The organism is Schlesneria paludicola DSM 18645 (genome assembly GCF_000255655.1).
Lineage (GTDB): Bacteria > Planctomycetota > Planctomycetia > Planctomycetales > Planctomycetaceae > Schlesneria > Schlesneria paludicola.
Map to the genome: position 1 here is coordinate 1,802,242 of NZ_JH636435.1, position 15,946 is coordinate 1,818,187.

The 15,946-nt window shown below is 49.7% G+C and carries 16 protein-coding genes and 1 tRNA gene; 10 read left to right on the forward strand and 7 right to left on the reverse strand.

The annotated features are described in order from the left end of the window. Positions 1-54: 54 nt before the first annotated feature. The 3 genes from OSO_RS0125130 (at position 55) to OSO_RS52095 (ending at position 4,968) form a co-directional block, all read left to right on the forward strand. Complete coding sequence (locus OSO_RS0125130) at positions 55-1,911, forward strand: c-type cytochrome domain-containing protein (RefSeq protein ID WP_157605446.1); 1,857 nt, start codon at positions 55-57, stop codon at positions 1,909-1,911. 30 nt (positions 1,912-1,941) lie between these two features. Then, positions 1,942-3,060: a hypothetical protein gene (locus OSO_RS0125135; protein WP_010585818.1), complete on the forward strand. Its 1,119-nt coding sequence runs from the start codon at positions 1,942-1,944 to the stop codon at positions 3,058-3,060. Positions 3,061-3,282: 222 nt separating this feature from the next. Beyond that, on the forward strand, positions 3,283-4,968 hold the full coding sequence (locus OSO_RS52095) for an SUMF1/EgtB/PvdO family nonheme iron enzyme (RefSeq protein ID WP_050986190.1): 1,686 nt from the start codon (positions 3,283-3,285) through the stop codon (positions 4,966-4,968). A gap of 540 nt (positions 4,969-5,508) precedes the next feature. Here the strand turns inward: OSO_RS52095 and OSO_RS0125155 are convergent. Beyond that, positions 5,509-6,327 carry a hypothetical protein gene (locus OSO_RS0125155; protein ID WP_010585820.1) on the reverse strand — a complete coding sequence of 273 codons (819 nt, stop codon included), beginning with the start codon at positions 6,325-6,327 and terminating at the stop codon, positions 5,509-5,511. Between the two features lie 190 nt (positions 6,328-6,517). Between OSO_RS0125155 and OSO_RS45045 the strand changes: the two genes are divergently transcribed. Beyond that, on the forward strand, positions 6,518-6,889 hold the full coding sequence (locus OSO_RS45045; RefSeq protein WP_010585821.1) for a helix-turn-helix transcriptional regulator: 372 nt from the start codon (positions 6,518-6,520) through the stop codon (positions 6,887-6,889). A gap of 668 nt (positions 6,890-7,557) precedes the next feature. Here the strand turns inward: OSO_RS45045 and OSO_RS0125175 are convergent. Further along, complete coding sequence (locus OSO_RS0125175; protein ID WP_010585823.1) at positions 7,558-7,872, reverse strand: hypothetical protein; 315 nt, start codon at positions 7,870-7,872, stop codon at positions 7,558-7,560. Between the two features lie 126 nt (positions 7,873-7,998). On the opposite strand from OSO_RS0125175, the gene OSO_RS52805 reads away from it, so the two are divergent. Together OSO_RS52805 and OSO_RS0125185 are read left to right on the forward strand one after the other, a co-directional pair. Next, positions 7,999-8,313 (forward strand): DUF3024 domain-containing protein, encoded by a 315-nt coding sequence (locus OSO_RS52805; protein ID WP_010585824.1) that lies wholly within the window; start codon positions 7,999-8,001, stop codon positions 8,311-8,313. Between the two features lie 12 nt (positions 8,314-8,325). Then, positions 8,326-9,207 carry a protein NO VEIN domain-containing protein gene (locus tag OSO_RS0125185; RefSeq protein ID WP_010585825.1) on the forward strand — a complete coding sequence of 294 codons (882 nt, stop codon included), beginning with the start codon at positions 8,326-8,328 and terminating at the stop codon, positions 9,205-9,207. A gap of 358 nt (positions 9,208-9,565) precedes the next feature. Here OSO_RS0125185 and OSO_RS50425 read toward each other — a convergent pair whose 3' ends face one another. Then, positions 9,566-10,141 carry a hypothetical protein gene (locus tag OSO_RS50425; protein ID WP_010585827.1) on the reverse strand — a complete coding sequence of 192 codons (576 nt, stop codon included), beginning with the start codon at positions 10,139-10,141 and terminating at the stop codon, positions 9,566-9,568. A gap of 107 nt (positions 10,142-10,248) precedes the next feature. On the opposite strand from OSO_RS50425, the gene OSO_RS45050 reads away from it, so the two are divergent. Further along, complete coding sequence (locus tag OSO_RS45050) at positions 10,249-10,632, forward strand: thermonuclease family protein (protein WP_157605447.1); 384 nt, start codon at positions 10,249-10,251, stop codon at positions 10,630-10,632. 153 nt (positions 10,633-10,785) lie between these two features. Here OSO_RS45050 and OSO_RS52320 read toward each other — a convergent pair whose 3' ends face one another. Together OSO_RS52320 and OSO_RS45055 are read right to left on the reverse strand one after the other, a co-directional pair. Next, positions 10,786-11,427 (reverse strand): GIY-YIG nuclease family protein, encoded by a 642-nt coding sequence (locus OSO_RS52320; RefSeq protein ID WP_261340392.1) that lies wholly within the window; start codon positions 11,425-11,427, stop codon positions 10,786-10,788. Continuing rightward, the gene (locus OSO_RS45055; protein ID WP_261340393.1) at positions 11,378-12,034 is read right to left on the reverse strand and encodes a lipase family protein; all 657 of its coding nucleotides are present in this window, start codon (positions 12,032-12,034) and stop codon (positions 11,378-11,380) included. Before OSO_RS45055 ends, OSO_RS52320 begins: the two co-directional genes overlap by 50 nt. A 270-nt stretch (positions 12,035-12,304) precedes the next feature. On the opposite strand from OSO_RS45055, the gene OSO_RS0125210 reads away from it, so the two are divergent. Together OSO_RS0125210 and OSO_RS0125215 are read left to right on the forward strand one after the other, a co-directional pair. Further along, a complete protein-coding gene (locus OSO_RS0125210; RefSeq protein ID WP_157605448.1) occupies positions 12,305-12,565 on the forward strand; it encodes a hypothetical protein in 261 nt (86 codons plus the stop codon). A gap of 216 nt (positions 12,566-12,781) precedes the next feature. Next, positions 12,782-13,096, forward strand: coding sequence for a hypothetical protein (locus OSO_RS0125215; protein WP_010585830.1), 315 nt, complete (start codon positions 12,782-12,784; stop codon positions 13,094-13,096). Between the two features lie 279 nt (positions 13,097-13,375). Here the strand turns inward: OSO_RS0125215 and OSO_RS0125220 are convergent. Together OSO_RS0125220 and OSO_RS45060 are read right to left on the reverse strand one after the other, a co-directional pair. After that, positions 13,376-13,459, reverse strand: a tRNA-Leu gene (locus tag OSO_RS0125220). A 215-nt stretch (positions 13,460-13,674) separates the two neighbouring features. Next, entirely contained in the window at positions 13,675-14,682 is a 1,008-nt protein-coding gene (locus tag OSO_RS45060) for a hypothetical protein (protein ID WP_010585831.1), read from the reverse strand. Between the two features lie 731 nt (positions 14,683-15,413). On the opposite strand from OSO_RS45060, the gene OSO_RS45065 reads away from it, so the two are divergent. Next, positions 15,414-15,899, forward strand: coding sequence for a hypothetical protein (locus OSO_RS45065; protein WP_157605449.1), 486 nt, complete (start codon positions 15,414-15,416; stop codon positions 15,897-15,899). The last annotated feature ends 47 nt before the right edge of the window (positions 15,900-15,946 follow it).

The following is a 15,946-nucleotide window of genomic DNA, read 5'->3' on the forward strand; positions in this document are numbered from 1 at the left end:
CCCACGACAGCTCTCAAAAGATTAATGATCGCTCCCGATCAAAGGATTCCGTTCATGAAGTTAATCTTATCCATTGCTGTTCTATTGTCGTCCAGTGCGATTTTCGTAGCGGCGGATGAAAGACAAAACAGCCTCCCTGCTGAAGAGTTGGCCATAAAAGCAGGGGCGGCCTTGAGAAGATCCTGCCTGCAATGTCACCGTGGCGACGGGTCTGCTTCGAATGCCAATTTCGATGTCCGTGACGCTCAATCAATGATCGATAACGACGTGATCAAACCCGGCAAATCACAGGATTCTTCCCTGTGGAAAAAAGCCTCCAAAGGAACGATGCCACCGCCTTCACAACCGCAACTCTCAAAAATGGTTGCCGATGACACGAAACTTGTCGCCCAATGGATTGATGCTGGCGCCCCAAAGTTTCCGCAACCCAAGGCCCGGAAGCCAGTCACCGTCCAGACATCGCTGGAAGCCATCCGCAAGCACTTAAAAAATGTTCGGGACCCACGTATCCAAGCTCGGCTACGGTATTTCTCACTCACGGAGATGCATAACAATCCAGAAGTCTCTGATGAAACGTTGGCGCTGGCTCGTGCCGGTCTCTCCAAGGCATTGAACAGCCTGTCTTGGGAACGGGAAATGACGATTCCCAAAGCCATGGAAGGTACGGATCGCACGATTTTCGTGGTGGATCTTCAACAACTTGGCTGGGGGGACGACCAGTGGAAAGCCATTCGTTCCCATTACCCATTTGGAATTGGATTCGAAAATCTGAATGATTCCACGCTGCTCGATCTGGACAAAGAAGTCACGAACATGATGAACAAGGAATCCTTGTACCTCGTGAGGGCGGACTGGTTCATCGCCACAGCAACTCGCCCGCCGTTATATCACACGATCCTGTTCGATCTTTATTTGCCGGACGTGAAGGGTCGACTTGATGATCGCAATCAACCTGCCAATCCCAAGCACATGACGGCCCGTGATCTGGAACACTTTCTAGGTGTCGATGTGATTTCGAATATTGAGCAGGGAGATGCAAAGGTTGCTCGATCTGGTTTCACACCCAGCGGAGTTTCCGAACAAAACCGGCTGCTGGAACGACATCCGTCTCGATTTGGTGCGTATTGGAAGAGCTATGACTTCAAGGCGGACAATCGGCGTTCGATCCTTGCCCAATTTCCGTTAGGTCCAGCATACCCCGGCAATCCGTTCATCAAACAGTCGTTCGATCATGATGGCGGAGAGATCATTTTCAACTTACCAAATGGACTTCAGGCGTATTTTTTGGTGAACGGCAAAGATGAACGAATTGATGCGGGACCGATTGAAGTCGTCAGCGATGCACTGAAAACTTCTGGCTCTCCCGCCATTGTCACCGGCGTATCCTGTTTTGCCTGTCACAAGCAGGGAATGATTAATCCGCCGAGCGATGAGATTCGTGACTTCTCGTTGGTGTTTGACAAGGCCCGAGATCAGGTGAAGAGGCTGCATCCAACGAAAGACGAATTCCTGACCAAAGTGAATGCGGATGCTGATCTTTTCAATCGTGCCACTGAACGAGCTACCAAGAGCTTCTTGAGTGTTGGTCAGGATTCAAATCGAGATATTCACGAGTTTGCTGAACCTGTCAGTGAAATAGCTCGACTCTATGCGTTGGACGAACTCGATTTGCAGACCGTGGCGGCAGAATTGAATCTGGTAACACCCGATGGAATTGGACTGGACACGAAACGCTTGGAAGAACGAATCCGCAACGACGAACGCCTGCGCCAATTGGGGATGGGAATCCTTTTGAGACCTGACGGTAAGATCAAACGTGCTTACTGGGAAAGCCTTCGAGGCGGAGTTTCAATCATGCAACTTACAGCGTTCGGTTTGGATTTTTCGATTAAACAATTCGCCAAGCCCTAACCACATAACTTGAATCGATAAGGAATCATCATGAATCGAGTTTTCATTCTCGTATATGCAATCGGAATGTTTTCAATGGGAGTCGCCGACGGCGCTCCCAAAAAAATGTCACTCAACGGACGGATCAACGATCTTGCCGATCTCGTAACGCAGAATTTGACTGAAAACCCCTTAGTCAAAGGCCAAAAACTGGCTTTAGGACAATTTGATGGCGAAGGATCATCAGCGAGAAACTCTAATTTTGGCGTCGAACTTCAACGACGTTTAGGAGAATTGCTGGCGAACTTTCGGGACGATAATTCTGACTATACATTGGCAGGCAACTACGTCTATGCCGAAGGTGCGGGTGACAACCTGGGACTCAAGATCGTGCGACTAGTAGTCACCATCAAGCAATTGGGAAAAGTGCTGGTCACGATTCCTGATATCGAAGTCAACGAAACGGATGACATCGACCGAGTTTTGGGATTGAACAAAGCGAAGCCCGAGGGAGAATTGAAGGACAGGAATGAATCGACGCAAAGAGCCGTCGAAAAGCCTGAATTTGACCTTGTCGGTGGTCATCGAGTCGCAGCGAAAGGTGCTCCAGAATTCAGCATGGGGATTCTCAAGAAGAGTTCGTTTAATGGAAAGGCAACTCCCGTCGTGCCGGAGAGTGTGAAGGGATTGGCATTCACGAATGTTGGCGTTGGGGAGTATTACGACATTGAAATTGCGAACAACGACAAAGCCGATGCGATTGCTTCGATCACTGTCGATGGACTCGATGTCACAACGTCGTTTACCTCCGATTTGGGGCCGGATGGCAAGAAAGCCAGATATCCGGGGTTCCTTGTCCTCAAGGGAACGACGGTTGTCATCAAGGGATGGTTGCATACCGTCGATCAATCTAAGCGGGACAATGTCTTTTCATTTGTCGTCAATAAGCTTGGACAAGGTGCGGCAACTCAGCTGAATACCCGGGGTGCGGTGGGAGTAATTACCGCACAATTCCGTGAATCATGTCGACCAAATGGCAGCTTAAGTCGAAGTTTTGGAGGGGAGACCGGCAAGGGGGCACCACTGGATCAGCAGTTTAAGTTGGAACCCGTAAAAATTGGGGATCGAGTCTTGTCAACTGTGAGCATCCGGTACAATCGTCCGCAGTGACTTCTTGAATGACCGAGGATAGCCGTTCACGTAGGTCCGTAGGAAGAATGGAGAGTACCGAGGAGATCGGAGCGGAATGGCGTAGCGTTCGATTGCATGACCAGCATTGATCGTGAGGAAACAGAACTGCATCAAGCGCACCAAGGCGCTGACTTTAGTTTCGCAGCCGAATTCGATCATTTACCTCAAAAAACTTTGCCTTTCATATAGTGGGCACCACTTATGCGTTTCATCGTTCCCTTAATCTCTCTCGCATTGCTGATCATCACGAGTATAGCAAATGCCCAAACACCTAAGAAATACGCACTTCTCGTGGCGGTAACGAAGTACGAGCATTCAGGAATGAATAAACCTCAATTGGAGTATCCCGAGGTTGACGCCAAAGAACTTGGTGAGTTGCTGAAATCGTTTGGGTATGAAGTTGAGCTGCTGCTCGGCAAGCAAGCAAATCAAGCTGCGATCCGCAACAAACTTGACTCACTGAACGAAAAAGGTGAAGCGGACGGTGTAATTCTCATCGGGCTATTTGGTCATGGAGTTCTGATTGATGCTGGATCTGGGCAAGATCCTGAAGGCTGTTTTTGTCCCTATGATGCCTCAGTTCGAATTGTGAAAAGTCGTGACGGAATTGCTCTTAACGACGACAACGGTGAACCAATGATCGAACCTGACCCCAAGAACCTGATCAAAATGGCAGAGATTCTTCTCTCGTTGAAAGTTGCCAAAGCTGGGAATCGAGTCGTTTTGGCGGACTGTTGCCGCAAGGTTCCTAATCAAGCACGAGGAAGATCCCTAAGTGTTGGCGCCAGCTTCAAGGTCTCAGAGATTCCTGACAATACAGCGGTCTTGTTTGGATGTTCCCCGAATCAGCAGGCGTTTGAGCACAAGGATTGGGGGCACGGAGCATTCACAAAGTGCCTGCTGGACGAACTGAATGATCTAACCACAAACGGCGAGGATGCCACGACAGGGATATTGGCAGATCGATTGAAGAAAAAAGTGCCGAGGTTAGTCGCAAGTAGAAACCGATCAGACAAACAAACCCCACGTCCATTTTCGAATGATTCGATTGATCTTCAGTTGGTCTTTTCGAATAGCGGCAACATGGAAGGAGAAAAAGCTGGAGACCGCAAGGAGCTTCTTCCAGGAATTGCATTTCGTTGGTGCCCCGCAGGTACGTTCATGATGGGAACCTCGAAGTCTGAGCGAGTGTCCGATGAATACCAAGTTGGCGTGACTCTGACCAATGGCTTCTGGTTGGGAGAGACGGAGGTCACACAAAGTCAATGGAAGCAATTGATGGATAGCAGCCCCTGGATGGGGTTAGACCAGTTCGTCAAGGACGGTGTCAACTATCCTGCAAGCTGTATTAGCCGAGACGATGCTATCGCCTATTGTCTCAGAATGACAGATCGGGAACACAGAGTCGGCAGACTTCCTATCGACTGGAAGTTTACGCTACCTACCGAGGCTCAATGGGAGTACGCTTGCCGAGCTGGGACGAAAACACGGTTTTCTTTTGGTGATGATGTCTCGAAATCGGATGAATATGGATGGTTCCAAACCAATACTTTCCTGTTAATGGGACTTAAGGGCGCATCCCCGCAACCAGTCAAAATGAAGAAACCAAATGCGTGGGGGTTGTTTGACATGTATGGAAATGTAGACGAGTGGTGTAGTGACTGGTATTCAGTTCAGTTGAAAGGCGGGCGTGATCCCAGAGGGCCAGCTACAAGATCTAGTAGATTTCCTGAAAGCGCAGAGTGGATCAGTCGAGGCGGCGACTTTACGCACGCTCCATTTGATTGCGGATCGGGTTATAGATCATGTGCAATGAAAGATGAATGGGATCTTAAATCTGGACACGGTTCCGGATTTCGATTAGCTGCGACTCCTTCCAACAAATAAGATAGGAAGGACGTGTTCTCACTGCCCCAGTAGCAAAGCTCAAGAGAGGCACTGCCAACTCATACCCTCACTTTGTTTACCCAGAAACTGCGGCGAATCGGAAACCCAAGTTGAAGTTGGTGGAGTAGCGGTGTCGATTTGCAGGCCCAGAGTTGACGGCATCGGGGCTTCCGTCACTGACCAGAATCACTCGAGACGAACCTGAGGATACACCGACAGGACCGCCACCGTGTTTATGTCGTATTCTGCTGGGCGGGTGACGCCGATGAAAATGGCTCGCCGCACACGGCACGGTCTGGAGGGACCAGTTAGACAAGCGGATTGAACATGATTGGTGCGAGCGAGATGGCTTCGTTGTTGATCTTGCATTGCCGACTGGAAAAAGGATCGTACCGAAGGAGGCGTACTATCGGGCAGGAAAGCCGATTGCACGGAACGTCTACTCGGCAGATGAGGCCATGAAATCGGCGATCAAGAATCGGAACGATGGACCTTGGACGACATCAAAACAGCGGCGATAGTTGCTGGTTTGACGCTGCTTCACATTGCAGGCTTAGCTGATCCCACTTGTGCTGATTTCGCCTGCTGCATTCCTTTCAGCATTGATCGCCGTAACTCTCCGACGGTCCAATCTTTTTGATGGCGTGCTGATTTGAATTCTGTTGAGGAGTACGGCGTGCCACTGTCAGACATATTGAAGAAAGCAAAAAACTGCTGGAAATCGGTGATCTGGCTACCATCTTCATCGGTGAAGGAGATTTTTGCATAGCCACCTATGCCTTGAATATGATTGCCGCCCGAGAATGGAATTCGAATCGCCAGACCATCGAGTGCATCATTCGGCCGAACCGTCCGGTGGTCAATCAAGCGATTCCCGGCAAGACTGCTTGTGTCCACGTCAGTCACCCGAACTTCACCCGGAAGAACTTCGTACATTTCTTGAAACTTCTCTCTCTCTTTGCTTGGAAGCTCAAGATATTCAAATCGTTCAACATACGTATCAACTACGATATCGTAAGCGGTTCCCCTGCCTGTATTTATTAGTTTAACGGTGGGTATTTTCATCATCCCAAGCGGCGTCTCTCGCCACGAATCAATTTCCAACTGAAGTCGAGGAGTGACTTCTAGGTGATGAGCTTTTTCGAATTGGTCAAGCTGTCTCTGGAAGCGATCAGTTTGCTCTTTCAAGTCTAACTTGCTTTGCGTCTTCGTCTCGGCCAAGTCATTCCGTTGGAGTTGCCAACAATAGAGGCTAAATCCGATAGAAAAACTACCGAAAATGACTGTAGCCAAAGCACTGACTGCTGCAATCAAATTCGACGTATGGTCCTTGTCATCAAGTGCGGTGCGAATCCCCACGGTTTGATTTCCTCCTTTGCGATTGCCAACGTCCGATTCTCGAAAACGGATCTCTGAATTCCGAAATTCGTGAGGATTTGTTCAATGATCGTATTGCATGAGACTATCGGGTGATAGTGCCGTAGATTCAGACTCGGCACGATGGGCCTTGAAACGAGTCAGTACGGTTGAAGGATTAACGGCGAGTAAAATGACAACAATCAAAGTTCAAGTCGAAGTTACGATTGACGAAGACGCCATCAATTCTTTTGCCGAACTCCTTGCACCGGCCATCAAACAGGCCATATTTACGCAAGAAGAATTGAAAATGGCAGCACGCCTCAGATCATCACAAAACGCACTGTTCGCCGGGCAGAAGCTGCCAGAACACCAAGGGCTGCTTCTCACTTCAAAAGAGACGGCGACGCTCCTAAGAGTTTCTGAGAGAACTCTGTACAGCATGCACACCACGGGGCAGATGCCGCCGCCAATTCGAATTGGTGCCGCAATTCGCTGGAGCCTCGATGCGGTGCAGAAATGGATTGAGGCAGGTTGCCCAACTGTTGAAGCACCGAAGAAATGACGGAATTCCAAGTGGAAGCGAATTTGGCAAACCAGCAGTGAGCTCTTGAATTCTACAGCAAATCGGATGCAGCAAATGAAGCGAAGAAAATGCTCAAAGGGCTGTGGCTTAATTCGCTATTGATGTTCGCCTTGCACGACTGCCATTTCTGAGTATCATCTGCCAAGTCATTTGACCCAACCAAATCCAGCCGGTGCTGGCGGTGCCTACGCAGACCAAACTGCGGCCTTCTTTTAATTCGCATTTTCTAGCGGATTACCCAAGCTCAATGTCGAGCAGTGTCGTTTCTTTGGGTCGGCGTGCCATCGATTATTCGATGCCCGTAATCATGCCCTGGTTTGGAGATCGTTCCAATTTCTCACCGAACACTTTTGCAGGGTCATTCGTATCGGTTATTGTACCCGTCAATCAATTTCGCTTGTCTGCCAAGCAAGTTGGAAGAACGCCGAATTCTTGTGAAGGAAGTTCGGGACACAGAACTTCAGCCATTGGACGATGAAACTCTGGATTCAAATCCGTACATCAAACGTGGCCGGTGGTTAGTCACTGGAATGGATTTGGACAAAATGAAGGAGCGGTCGTTTTATCGTGAGTCGATGGTTGCGGTGATGACGATTGAGGATCGATTAGCTGAATGATGCAGAGTAATCCTTTATGCTCAGGCCAATCTACAGCCCGTCGTCATCATTCTGATAAGACACATCTTTAATTCTTGTATTTCCATGAGGAGTAATTGTCGGATCAGAATTATCGTTAAGCTTTAGCTTAAACATATGGTGGCAGTCTCTTGCCTTCTTTCGATTAAATTTGAATTCCTGCTCTGTTAAAGAGAGTGCGTCATGTTCGAGCACCTCCCATCCTGCAGGACTAGTATAAATTTTAATTCCAAAATCAATATCGAATTTACCCGACAAGGTTATTCCGCCTGCTGCACCCACAGTTCCTTCTACGAAATGAACTTCGACTGTGATATACTTAGACATGCTCTCTGTGCTCTCTCTGTTAGGGATGACAGCAGTTATTCAGGAAACAAAGCATTTTGATTATGCCGATGACAGAAACTGCTGTCAACAAACTCGGCCACAGAACAAAAACTGTTGCTTCGAGAAATGATTGAAGCACAATCCGCCCCAATCGTCGCCAAATTGAAGAAACGATATTGCAAGAAGCCAAAGAACCCACAGTTCAATTGGCCCCATGATTTGTTCACTCGTTGGCACCGTGATGCACTGCACTTCGTCGTCATAATGCGGACGGGACACGATGTTCCACCAGAACTTGAAACTCATGCCGCTCGAATACAACACGTTGGCGATGGTAAATTCGATTTGGCGGCTCCCGTGCGACGAGGATGGATGACGATCATGAAGAAAATCACGCCGGAAGCCTGCTTAGAAGAAATCCAAAACACAATCACTCTGTGAAAGAGACCGCAGATGGCAGATTCGAACCCTGATCAACCACAGATGGGGCAGAATTGGTCAGAGCAAGAAGTGCGTCTCGTCGTCGCCGATTATTTCACGATGCTTGAATCTGAACTTTTGGGAGTGCCATACAAGAAGTCCGATCATCGGAAAATCTTGGCTCCACACTTGTCGGGACGATCAGACGGTTCAATTGAATTCAAGCATCAGAATGTTAGCGGTGTTTTGGTCGATTTTGGCTTGCCGTACATTGAAGGTTACAAGCCCCGCAGTAACTACCAGTCGATCCTTGCGACCGAAGTGGAATCATTTCTGGAGAAGCGACCCGATTTCTGGCAACAAGTTGCGGCAGGTCCAATTTTGAATCCCGTAGAACCACCGCCGAACAAACAGACGAAGTTTGAAGACGTCATTGAGGAACCTCCCGAACAAATCATCGTGCCGAAATCAGATTCAAAACCGTGGATCACTCGGAAGCCACGCAGAATTGATTTTGCAGAGCGTGATGCCACGAATCGTCGTTTGGGACTGATCGGCGAAGAATTCGTCCTTGAACTGGAAATATCCCGCCTATTGTCTTTAGGGCGAGATGATCTGGCGAAGAAGGTAACTTGGGCTTCACGAGATATCGGTGATGGACTTGGGTTTGACATCATTTCGTTTGACGAAACCGATGAATCGGAAAAGCTGCTCGAAGTTAAGGCCACAGGACTCGGCAAGTTTTTCCCATTCCATGTTTCTTCAAATGAAGTACGCTGTTCTGAGGACGTACCTCAGCAGTTCCATCTCTATCGAGTTTTTGACATCGCCAGACAACCTCGCCTGTACATTCTCAAAGGCTCGTTGCGAGTGTCATGCCAGCTTCAGCCAGTGCTGTATCGTGGAGTGAGTTGATGTGAGGTTCAGCAAGTTCTCAATTATGATTCACGAAAGCCCCTTGTTCGTTTCAGTTCACTGACGGTACTGGAATCCTCCGAAATCCCAAGAGCGGCATCAAGAACTCAAGATGACCATCACGAGCGCCATCCTCGACGGCAATCATTCCGTCTGCATCAAAGTTCGCTTCGCCACAATGTTCGAGCAATTTGCGAATTGCATCACTCGGCCATTCGCCACCGATAGCGACCTGCGGCAAATCACCGAACCATGCGGTCCATTGGCCTTAATTTTCTTCGACGATGATTCTGGCGAACGCTCTCATGATTTCTGATAGTTAAAACTCGAAGAGCTCTGCTCGGCTTTGCAAAATTGCTCACTTTCCAACTCTACGCTTGACGTCATCTCGGAATTCACCGAACGATGGAACCCGAGTTCCAGCAGGTAAACTTTTCACCTCGGCGTCATAAATCGTTTTTAGATCTTTATTGAGAGGCTTGCTATTTTCGTACTCCCAATTGCGCTTAAATTCAGCGTCTTCTCTCTCAGCCCGTCGCCTGTTCTCTTGTCCTACTTTTTGAACGCCGTCTGCAACATGCCAAACACCTAGTGCCACTAACAATCCTATTACAACCAAAATGGCGAGACCAATTTGATTTGGCGGTTGTGCCGAATTAGGTTCTGGTTCTCTCGGTACTACTTTGAGTCCTAGCGGCGTTTCTTCTTTTGTTGCTGCGGGTGATGATACGATTTTCGATGCCGAGGCAGGTTCTGTGGTTGGTTCCGCAAATAAGCCTTTGACATGTGCGGCTTTGACTGGTTTGCCATCCCTCGTTTTACGAATGAAATCATTCTTGCTGATCTCGTGATCACGAGCCATTATCTTCAATTCTTGTGGAGAGAATGGACCGGAAATCTCGCCGTTTTGTTCTACGAATAATTCCATTGCCATTGGGTCGATTCCGAAAAACGAGCGATTTGGACGTGTCGGGGATATTCTCCAGTTACATTCAAGCAGATTCAACCGGGCTGCCTCGATATTTTCAAAAGGAATTTCCAATGCGATGGATGGCCGCCCCGTTACTTTTTGTCGTCCTGTCCACTATCTGCTATGCGGACGAAATCAAAGGTAAGGTCGTCAGTATCGCTGACGGCGATACGGTCACGGTTCTCGATGTCGAAAAAGTTCAGCACAAGATTCGACTTCAAGGCATTGACGCACCGGAAAAAGCGCAGGCGTTCGGGACCAAGAGCAAGGAACGATTGAGCGAGAAAATCGGTGAAAATGAAGTTGTCGTGAAGTGGAAAGAAAAGGACCGATACGGTCGAGTTCTCGGTGAAATTTACTTGGGCGACCGTCACATCAACCTCGAAATGGTTCAGGACGGATTGGCTTGGCAATACAAGCAGTATTCCAAGTCGAAGGAACTGGCTGTGGCATAAGGCGAAGCTCGGAATGCGAAAAACGGGCTTTGGGCGGATAAATCTCCTGAGCCGCCGTGGGAACAGGAAGAACGGACGTGAGAAGAAGTCATAAAGTCTGATCAGTTGCGTTCCAAAGCTCATCACTGTGAGAAATCGAACCACTCACCGAGATCACTTGCCTTCGTTCATCATCCGAATCAGGGCTTCTTTGGCTGTTAGTGACAACAACTTAATCGCCAGTTCTCGCTTCGAAGCCATGCTCTGGTTCTGTTGAAGTTCCCGGTAGACACAAACAACAGGCAGCCGAGAGCGAGTGTATCGTGCAGCAGTTCCGGCATTATGCTGTTCGACCCGTCGTTCCAAATCGTTCGTGATTCCAGTGTAGAGTGATCCATCAGCACATCGCATGATGTAAACAAGCCACTGTTCCGACAATTGCTTTCGCAACTTCAACACGGCGACTTCCTTGGCCTTGGCTTCAACCTCAATGGTTGCACCCAGACCCCGCCAGCATTCCGGAAAATCGGTGATGTTGATGAAATCGTGGTGGCGTTCCGGTTTCGGCTTGCTCCAGCCATCCATCGGGCTGGAAACATGAAATAGTGCCTCCCGATCCCATGTCGCCAATGCCTTCTTCGTGGCGTCTTCAATGCTCAAGCCATCGGGATTGCATCGGTGATGATGCACGTCGTACACCAGTTGAACGCCGGTGATTCGACAAATGCCAAGAAGGTCTTCTGGCGTGTAGGTCTTGTCGTCATTCTCAACCGTCGCTTCTGCCCCTTGCTGAAAGCCGGTCAAGGTTGCGGGCAAAATCGGCGAGAGCCTTTGGTTTGTCACCGTAAGCACCGCCGCCGTGGATGTTGATGACATCGGCTCCGATCCATTCGGCAACTTCCGCTTGATATTCAAGCTCCTGAACAGATTTCTCAACGACATCGAGCCTTGGTGAGTTCAGAACGACAAATTGATCAGGGTGGAAGCAGGTTCGCAGCCTGTGCTTCTTGGCGAACTTTCCGCATTCCTTGAATCGACGAATGATCTCATCGACTTCTGGCAGAACGTACTTTCCGTCGAGCTTCGACTTCATGAAGTCCTTCAACCCTGAGCCTACGACCATCGGCTGACCGAAAGTCATCACTCCCGCAATCGGTGGATTATCGCCACTCGTTAAGCGATACGAAGCAACGATGGCCAATGCACCGCCGAGGCTGTGGCCAGTGATCCAGACACGCTTCGGATTGAATCGATGCAAAAGCTTCTCAATTTGTATGTGAAGTGGTTGGTACGCATTGTGAAAGCCGCTGTGGATTGCACCGTCCGGTGTTTTCAAAGACAGAAATGATGCGTTTTGTCCCCAATCCTCCGAATCGTCTGTGCCTCGCAGCAATACAATCGCTGAGTTCTCAATTGCAAGCACGTAACCGATCATCGAAGCGGATGTAATCGTTTCTGACTTAAACCCCAACTTCTCAAACTCTGCACGTGCATCGACTGGTTCCTGATAACCGATCTTGCAGAGTTGAACCATCACTCCCGCCGCAGGCCAATCTGAATAACCGTACTTTCAACCGACGAACTTTCAGGTCGTGAAATCACCGAAGCAACTCCAGATGCTCAAGCCGCTGTCGATTTTGTTTGGGAACTGCTTGAACAAATCCGATTGACCAACGGCAAAGAAAAGCCGGTTGTGAAGTGCTTCACGTCGATTCTCGACGGTGGTTCGATGTTGAACGGCTTCTACCGGGATGGGCTGGTTTTCATCAACTCGGATTTGGCCGGATCTGCTTCTCTCACGAACGAACGAGAAGGATTGTCGAATCGACTGCTGAAAGTGGCACTCGAAGAAGTCTCTCATCACGTCACTGGATCGACCGACACCAGCCGAGACTTCCAAGATTACTTGCTTGATTTGGCCGTGAAACTGGCTCGAACTGAGATTTCGGTTTGATTCGCTGAACCGACCTGAACGAATTCGTCGCATCCCAATCGATTATTGACTTGGCGTTGGAAGCGACGATTTTTTGCACGGATGGAACTCAGTCGAGTTGTACCTGTGTTACAAAGATCCACGGCAATCAATTATTTCGAAAAAACCTGTGGCTTGGTTCCCTTGGTGGGGTCTTGGATATCCATGACACCCCTGCTTTTCTTTTCAAGGTGAGAAATGAAGAATCCTGCCATCCTTCTTCTGCTTGCCGCTCTCGTCATGACACCCCTGTTCGGTCAGCAGGAACAGTCCAAAGCGACCGGTGTATTGGCTTCGCTGAAGGTTGATCAACTTGTCAGTCTGAAGGAAACTGGAGATCGGTATCAGATCACGGTCCTCGACGGCGACTTGAAACTGCCGCAATCGCACAAGGTCTTGGAAGTCGGACCTAATTTCGTTGTCGTCGAGGATATCACCGGATTGAATGTGGTTCGGATTCCATTAACCTCAATCAAGGCGGTCGTTCACTTCAAAGGGTTTGAGAAGATGTGACGGCGACGGAATTGAATCAAAAGCCCACATGCACTCATTGCGCATGTGGGCTGCTTCATTTGCTCGTCAATTTTTTGAGAAGCTCTTCAGTGAGAACAAGCCTGAAAAATGACAGTCTGTCTTATCCGGATTTTACACGAATTTTTACACGTGAGACAGGATCGAATTGACCGACCGATTTTACACGCAGTTTTACACGAGCTTTTTACATGTGATTTTACACGAATGAAAACGAAAAACCCCTGAACCTAACTCTTTTTAGATTCAGGGGTTGCTAATTGCCCAAGACAGGAATCGAACCTGCACGGTATTGCTACCACTAGGCCCTCAACCTAGCGCGTCTGCCAGTTCCGCCACTTGGGCTGGGTGCTTCGATTTCTCGATGCGAGGGGCGACAGTATAACGACCCGATGGCCGATGACAAGGTTCGCCGCAATTCCAGAACATCTTTATCGGATGGGGTTTTCCTCGTCGTGTCCCAAATCCTGTGGAAATCGTTCGGCCGTCGGAATTCCGTGTCGAAATGAACGGATTACCGTCAGATCGGGACGATTCTTTGCTCTTGAATCGGCTTGCCCTTATTCCTGAATGATCTTGGCGGCGTCGGTGGTCTGGCGGCTGACCGTCAGCAGAGGTTCTCGCAGTTCATCGCGGCTGCGAGAGGATGCACTGGTGGCGACATCACGTGGCTTGGATTTGTCAGAACCTTCGTTGGACGCCAGATTGAGAGGTGTCCCCAGTTTGATGTTGCCATCGGCCACTTTGCCAGTTTCGGGAGATTGTCCGCGGATCGTTGTCTCAGGCGGCGTGCGTGTCGTTCCAGCCACTTGTGAGCCTTCGGGGATGCTCAACTTTGGACTGCCATCGCTGACCCATTGTTCCCATTCGTTCTCGAGTGATTCAAGACTGCGGAAACTGTAGAGGCTTTTCAGTGACGATTCCCAACCGCGGTCATGAGCCAGTGACATCAGTCGCATGTATTCGAGCTTGCCACTTTTTTGGATTAAGAAGTCTGCCAGCGAATGGCCTTCCGCATACAACGTCAGGACATCTTGTTGATCTTGCGGATACTGCTTCATTTCCAGCAGGGTTTTCAGCGGGATCTTTCGTCGCGTTCCCAAGACTCGGCGGTGAATTTGGCGAAGCTGATTTCGTTCGGATTCATGTTCGATTAACGACGCGGCACCTTCGTCGGCCCAGCGGGGCAGGGGACGTCGGAAGTGGCTGGCGAAGATCGTATGGTTGATCTCGTGCGGCAACACGGAATCCAGGATTCGCTGTTCGCTGCCCTGGATCTCCATATTCCAGCCGTACACTTCACCGCTTTGGAAGTTGAAGGTCGTTTTTCCACCTGCACCCATTTTTCCGACCTGAACCTTGATCGGGCAGGGGTATTTCCATTTCCCCGGCAGTGGCTTGCCGATCCAGTCGATGGCCAATTCATGGCGATAAACCTCGGCCGCATCGCCCACCTGTTTCGCGAACTCCGCTGACGGAGCTTCCACGACGAAATTGGGTGTTCGGTAGCTGGCGCCTAACGACGAGAGAGCGCCAAGCAGAAGTAATCCGCGGAAGACAGCGTCCATGCTAATTCCGAAACTCCAAGGAAGTGATCTATCGCCACCAGGGCGTCATGCCGAGGCACAACAGATCATCGCGACAAGAGCAATTGGCGAACCGAATCGCGACCGGCAAATCTTGCCGGATCGGAACGATCGACACAAGATCATTTTTTTCAATGCGTTAGATTTTTCGGACCGTATGGCAGCACGAGGAAGGACCTAAATCCGGGCGCCAAATTTACTTGCAACTCTTACAAAAAATGCGGCGATTCTCGCCGTTCCGTCAACTTTTCAATCCGGCGACGGACAACGCGGCATGGGCGGGCAAGCCGCTGCAATCGTTAATGCCCTGCGGATTCGGAACGGCTGCAAACGGTGCCTGATTGCACCTGGAACGATTGCCGAACGGTCTGTCTCACGAGTTCCGCTCCGCTTCCGAGACAATTCGCCCGATATGTACTTGGTCGAGACGATCTTCGAATGACAACGACTTCGAAGGCATCACGTGTCATCGTGGTTTGAAGAGCCCGCCCTGTCGCAGGGACCTCTTTGCGCCAAACGCTTTGGGCCTGCTCGTGATCCCCAATAAGTCAGACATTTTGAACCGTCTGGTCCAATTGCATCAGCAGCGTGGCTGATGAACTGGACGTCCTACAGCTCTGTTCTCTTCGTTCTGGAAAATCGCGCGGCGGGATGGAACTCGCAGTCTGCTTGCCTGTTGAGATCCCGAGGTTTTCCAACCGGAGTTCGCCATCTTGGCTCATTCGCATCTTCTTGTTCAGCAACTTTTGAAGCAGCTCGAACATCACAAGCGAGAACGCCACAACCGACAGCACCGTCCGGAATGGTTAAGCGTCTTCGTGCATCAAGTTGCGGCGCTCTTCGAGCCGATGTGCGGAGTTGGCCGTGTCGGCTCGCAGTGTGAATTCACAGATCTGGGTTGGGAAGTGCGTCTCTATCTGGGTGCCACGGAAATCGTTGGTGGCAAGTTCGACGGTCACGCACAAATCGTTGGGTTTGAACTCGATTTCAAACGACTCAGTCAACTCTTCACTCAGTTGGAAGAATTTCGCTGGAGCGTAGGCGCGTCTTCTGATGGCGCGAATTCCTCATTCGTGACGATGCGCGGGCTGATTGATCAATATCCCATCAATCTGAAGGCCTATTCCCGCCCCCCAAAAGAAGCAGGTCCGGCGTTTCGACAGCAAGTCGACGGATCCGTTGACGCCGTCGGCATCTGACGAAGTTCGCATCGACGTTCGGAGCGCCTTCGGACGTCGATGCTCGA

Excerpts from the sequence above, each read along its gene's own strand:
- OSO_RS0125130 (WP_157605446.1), top strand. The coding sequence starts at position 55 with ATGAAGTTAATCTTATCCATTGCTGTTCTATTGTCGTCCAGTGCGATT.
- OSO_RS0125135 (WP_010585818.1), top strand. The coding sequence starts at position 1,942 with ATGAATCGAGTTTTCATTCTCGTATATGCAATCGGAATGTTTTCAATG.
- OSO_RS52095 (WP_050986190.1), top strand. The coding sequence starts at position 3,283 with ATGCGTTTCATCGTTCCCTTAATCTCTCTCGCATTGCTGATCATCACG.
- OSO_RS45045 (WP_010585821.1), top strand. The coding sequence starts at position 6,518 with ATGACAACAATCAAAGTTCAAGTCGAAGTTACGATTGACGAAGACGCC.
- OSO_RS0125175 (WP_010585823.1), bottom strand. The coding sequence starts at position 7,872 with ATGTCTAAGTATATCACAGTCGAAGTTCATTTCGTAGAAGGAACTGTG.
- OSO_RS52805 (WP_010585824.1), top strand. The coding sequence starts at position 7,999 with ATGATTGAAGCACAATCCGCCCCAATCGTCGCCAAATTGAAGAAACGA.
- OSO_RS0125185 (WP_010585825.1), top strand. The coding sequence starts at position 8,326 with ATGGCAGATTCGAACCCTGATCAACCACAGATGGGGCAGAATTGGTCA.
- OSO_RS50425 (WP_010585827.1), bottom strand. The coding sequence starts at position 10,141 with ATGGCAATGGAATTATTCGTAGAACAAAACGGCGAGATTTCCGGTCCA.
- OSO_RS45050 (WP_157605447.1), top strand. The coding sequence starts at position 10,249 with ATGCGATGGATGGCCGCCCCGTTACTTTTTGTCGTCCTGTCCACTATC.
- OSO_RS0125215 (WP_010585830.1), top strand. The coding sequence starts at position 12,782 with ATGAAGAATCCTGCCATCCTTCTTCTGCTTGCCGCTCTCGTCATGACA.
- OSO_RS45060 (WP_010585831.1), bottom strand. The coding sequence starts at position 14,682 with ATGGACGCTGTCTTCCGCGGATTACTTCTGCTTGGCGCTCTCTCGTCG.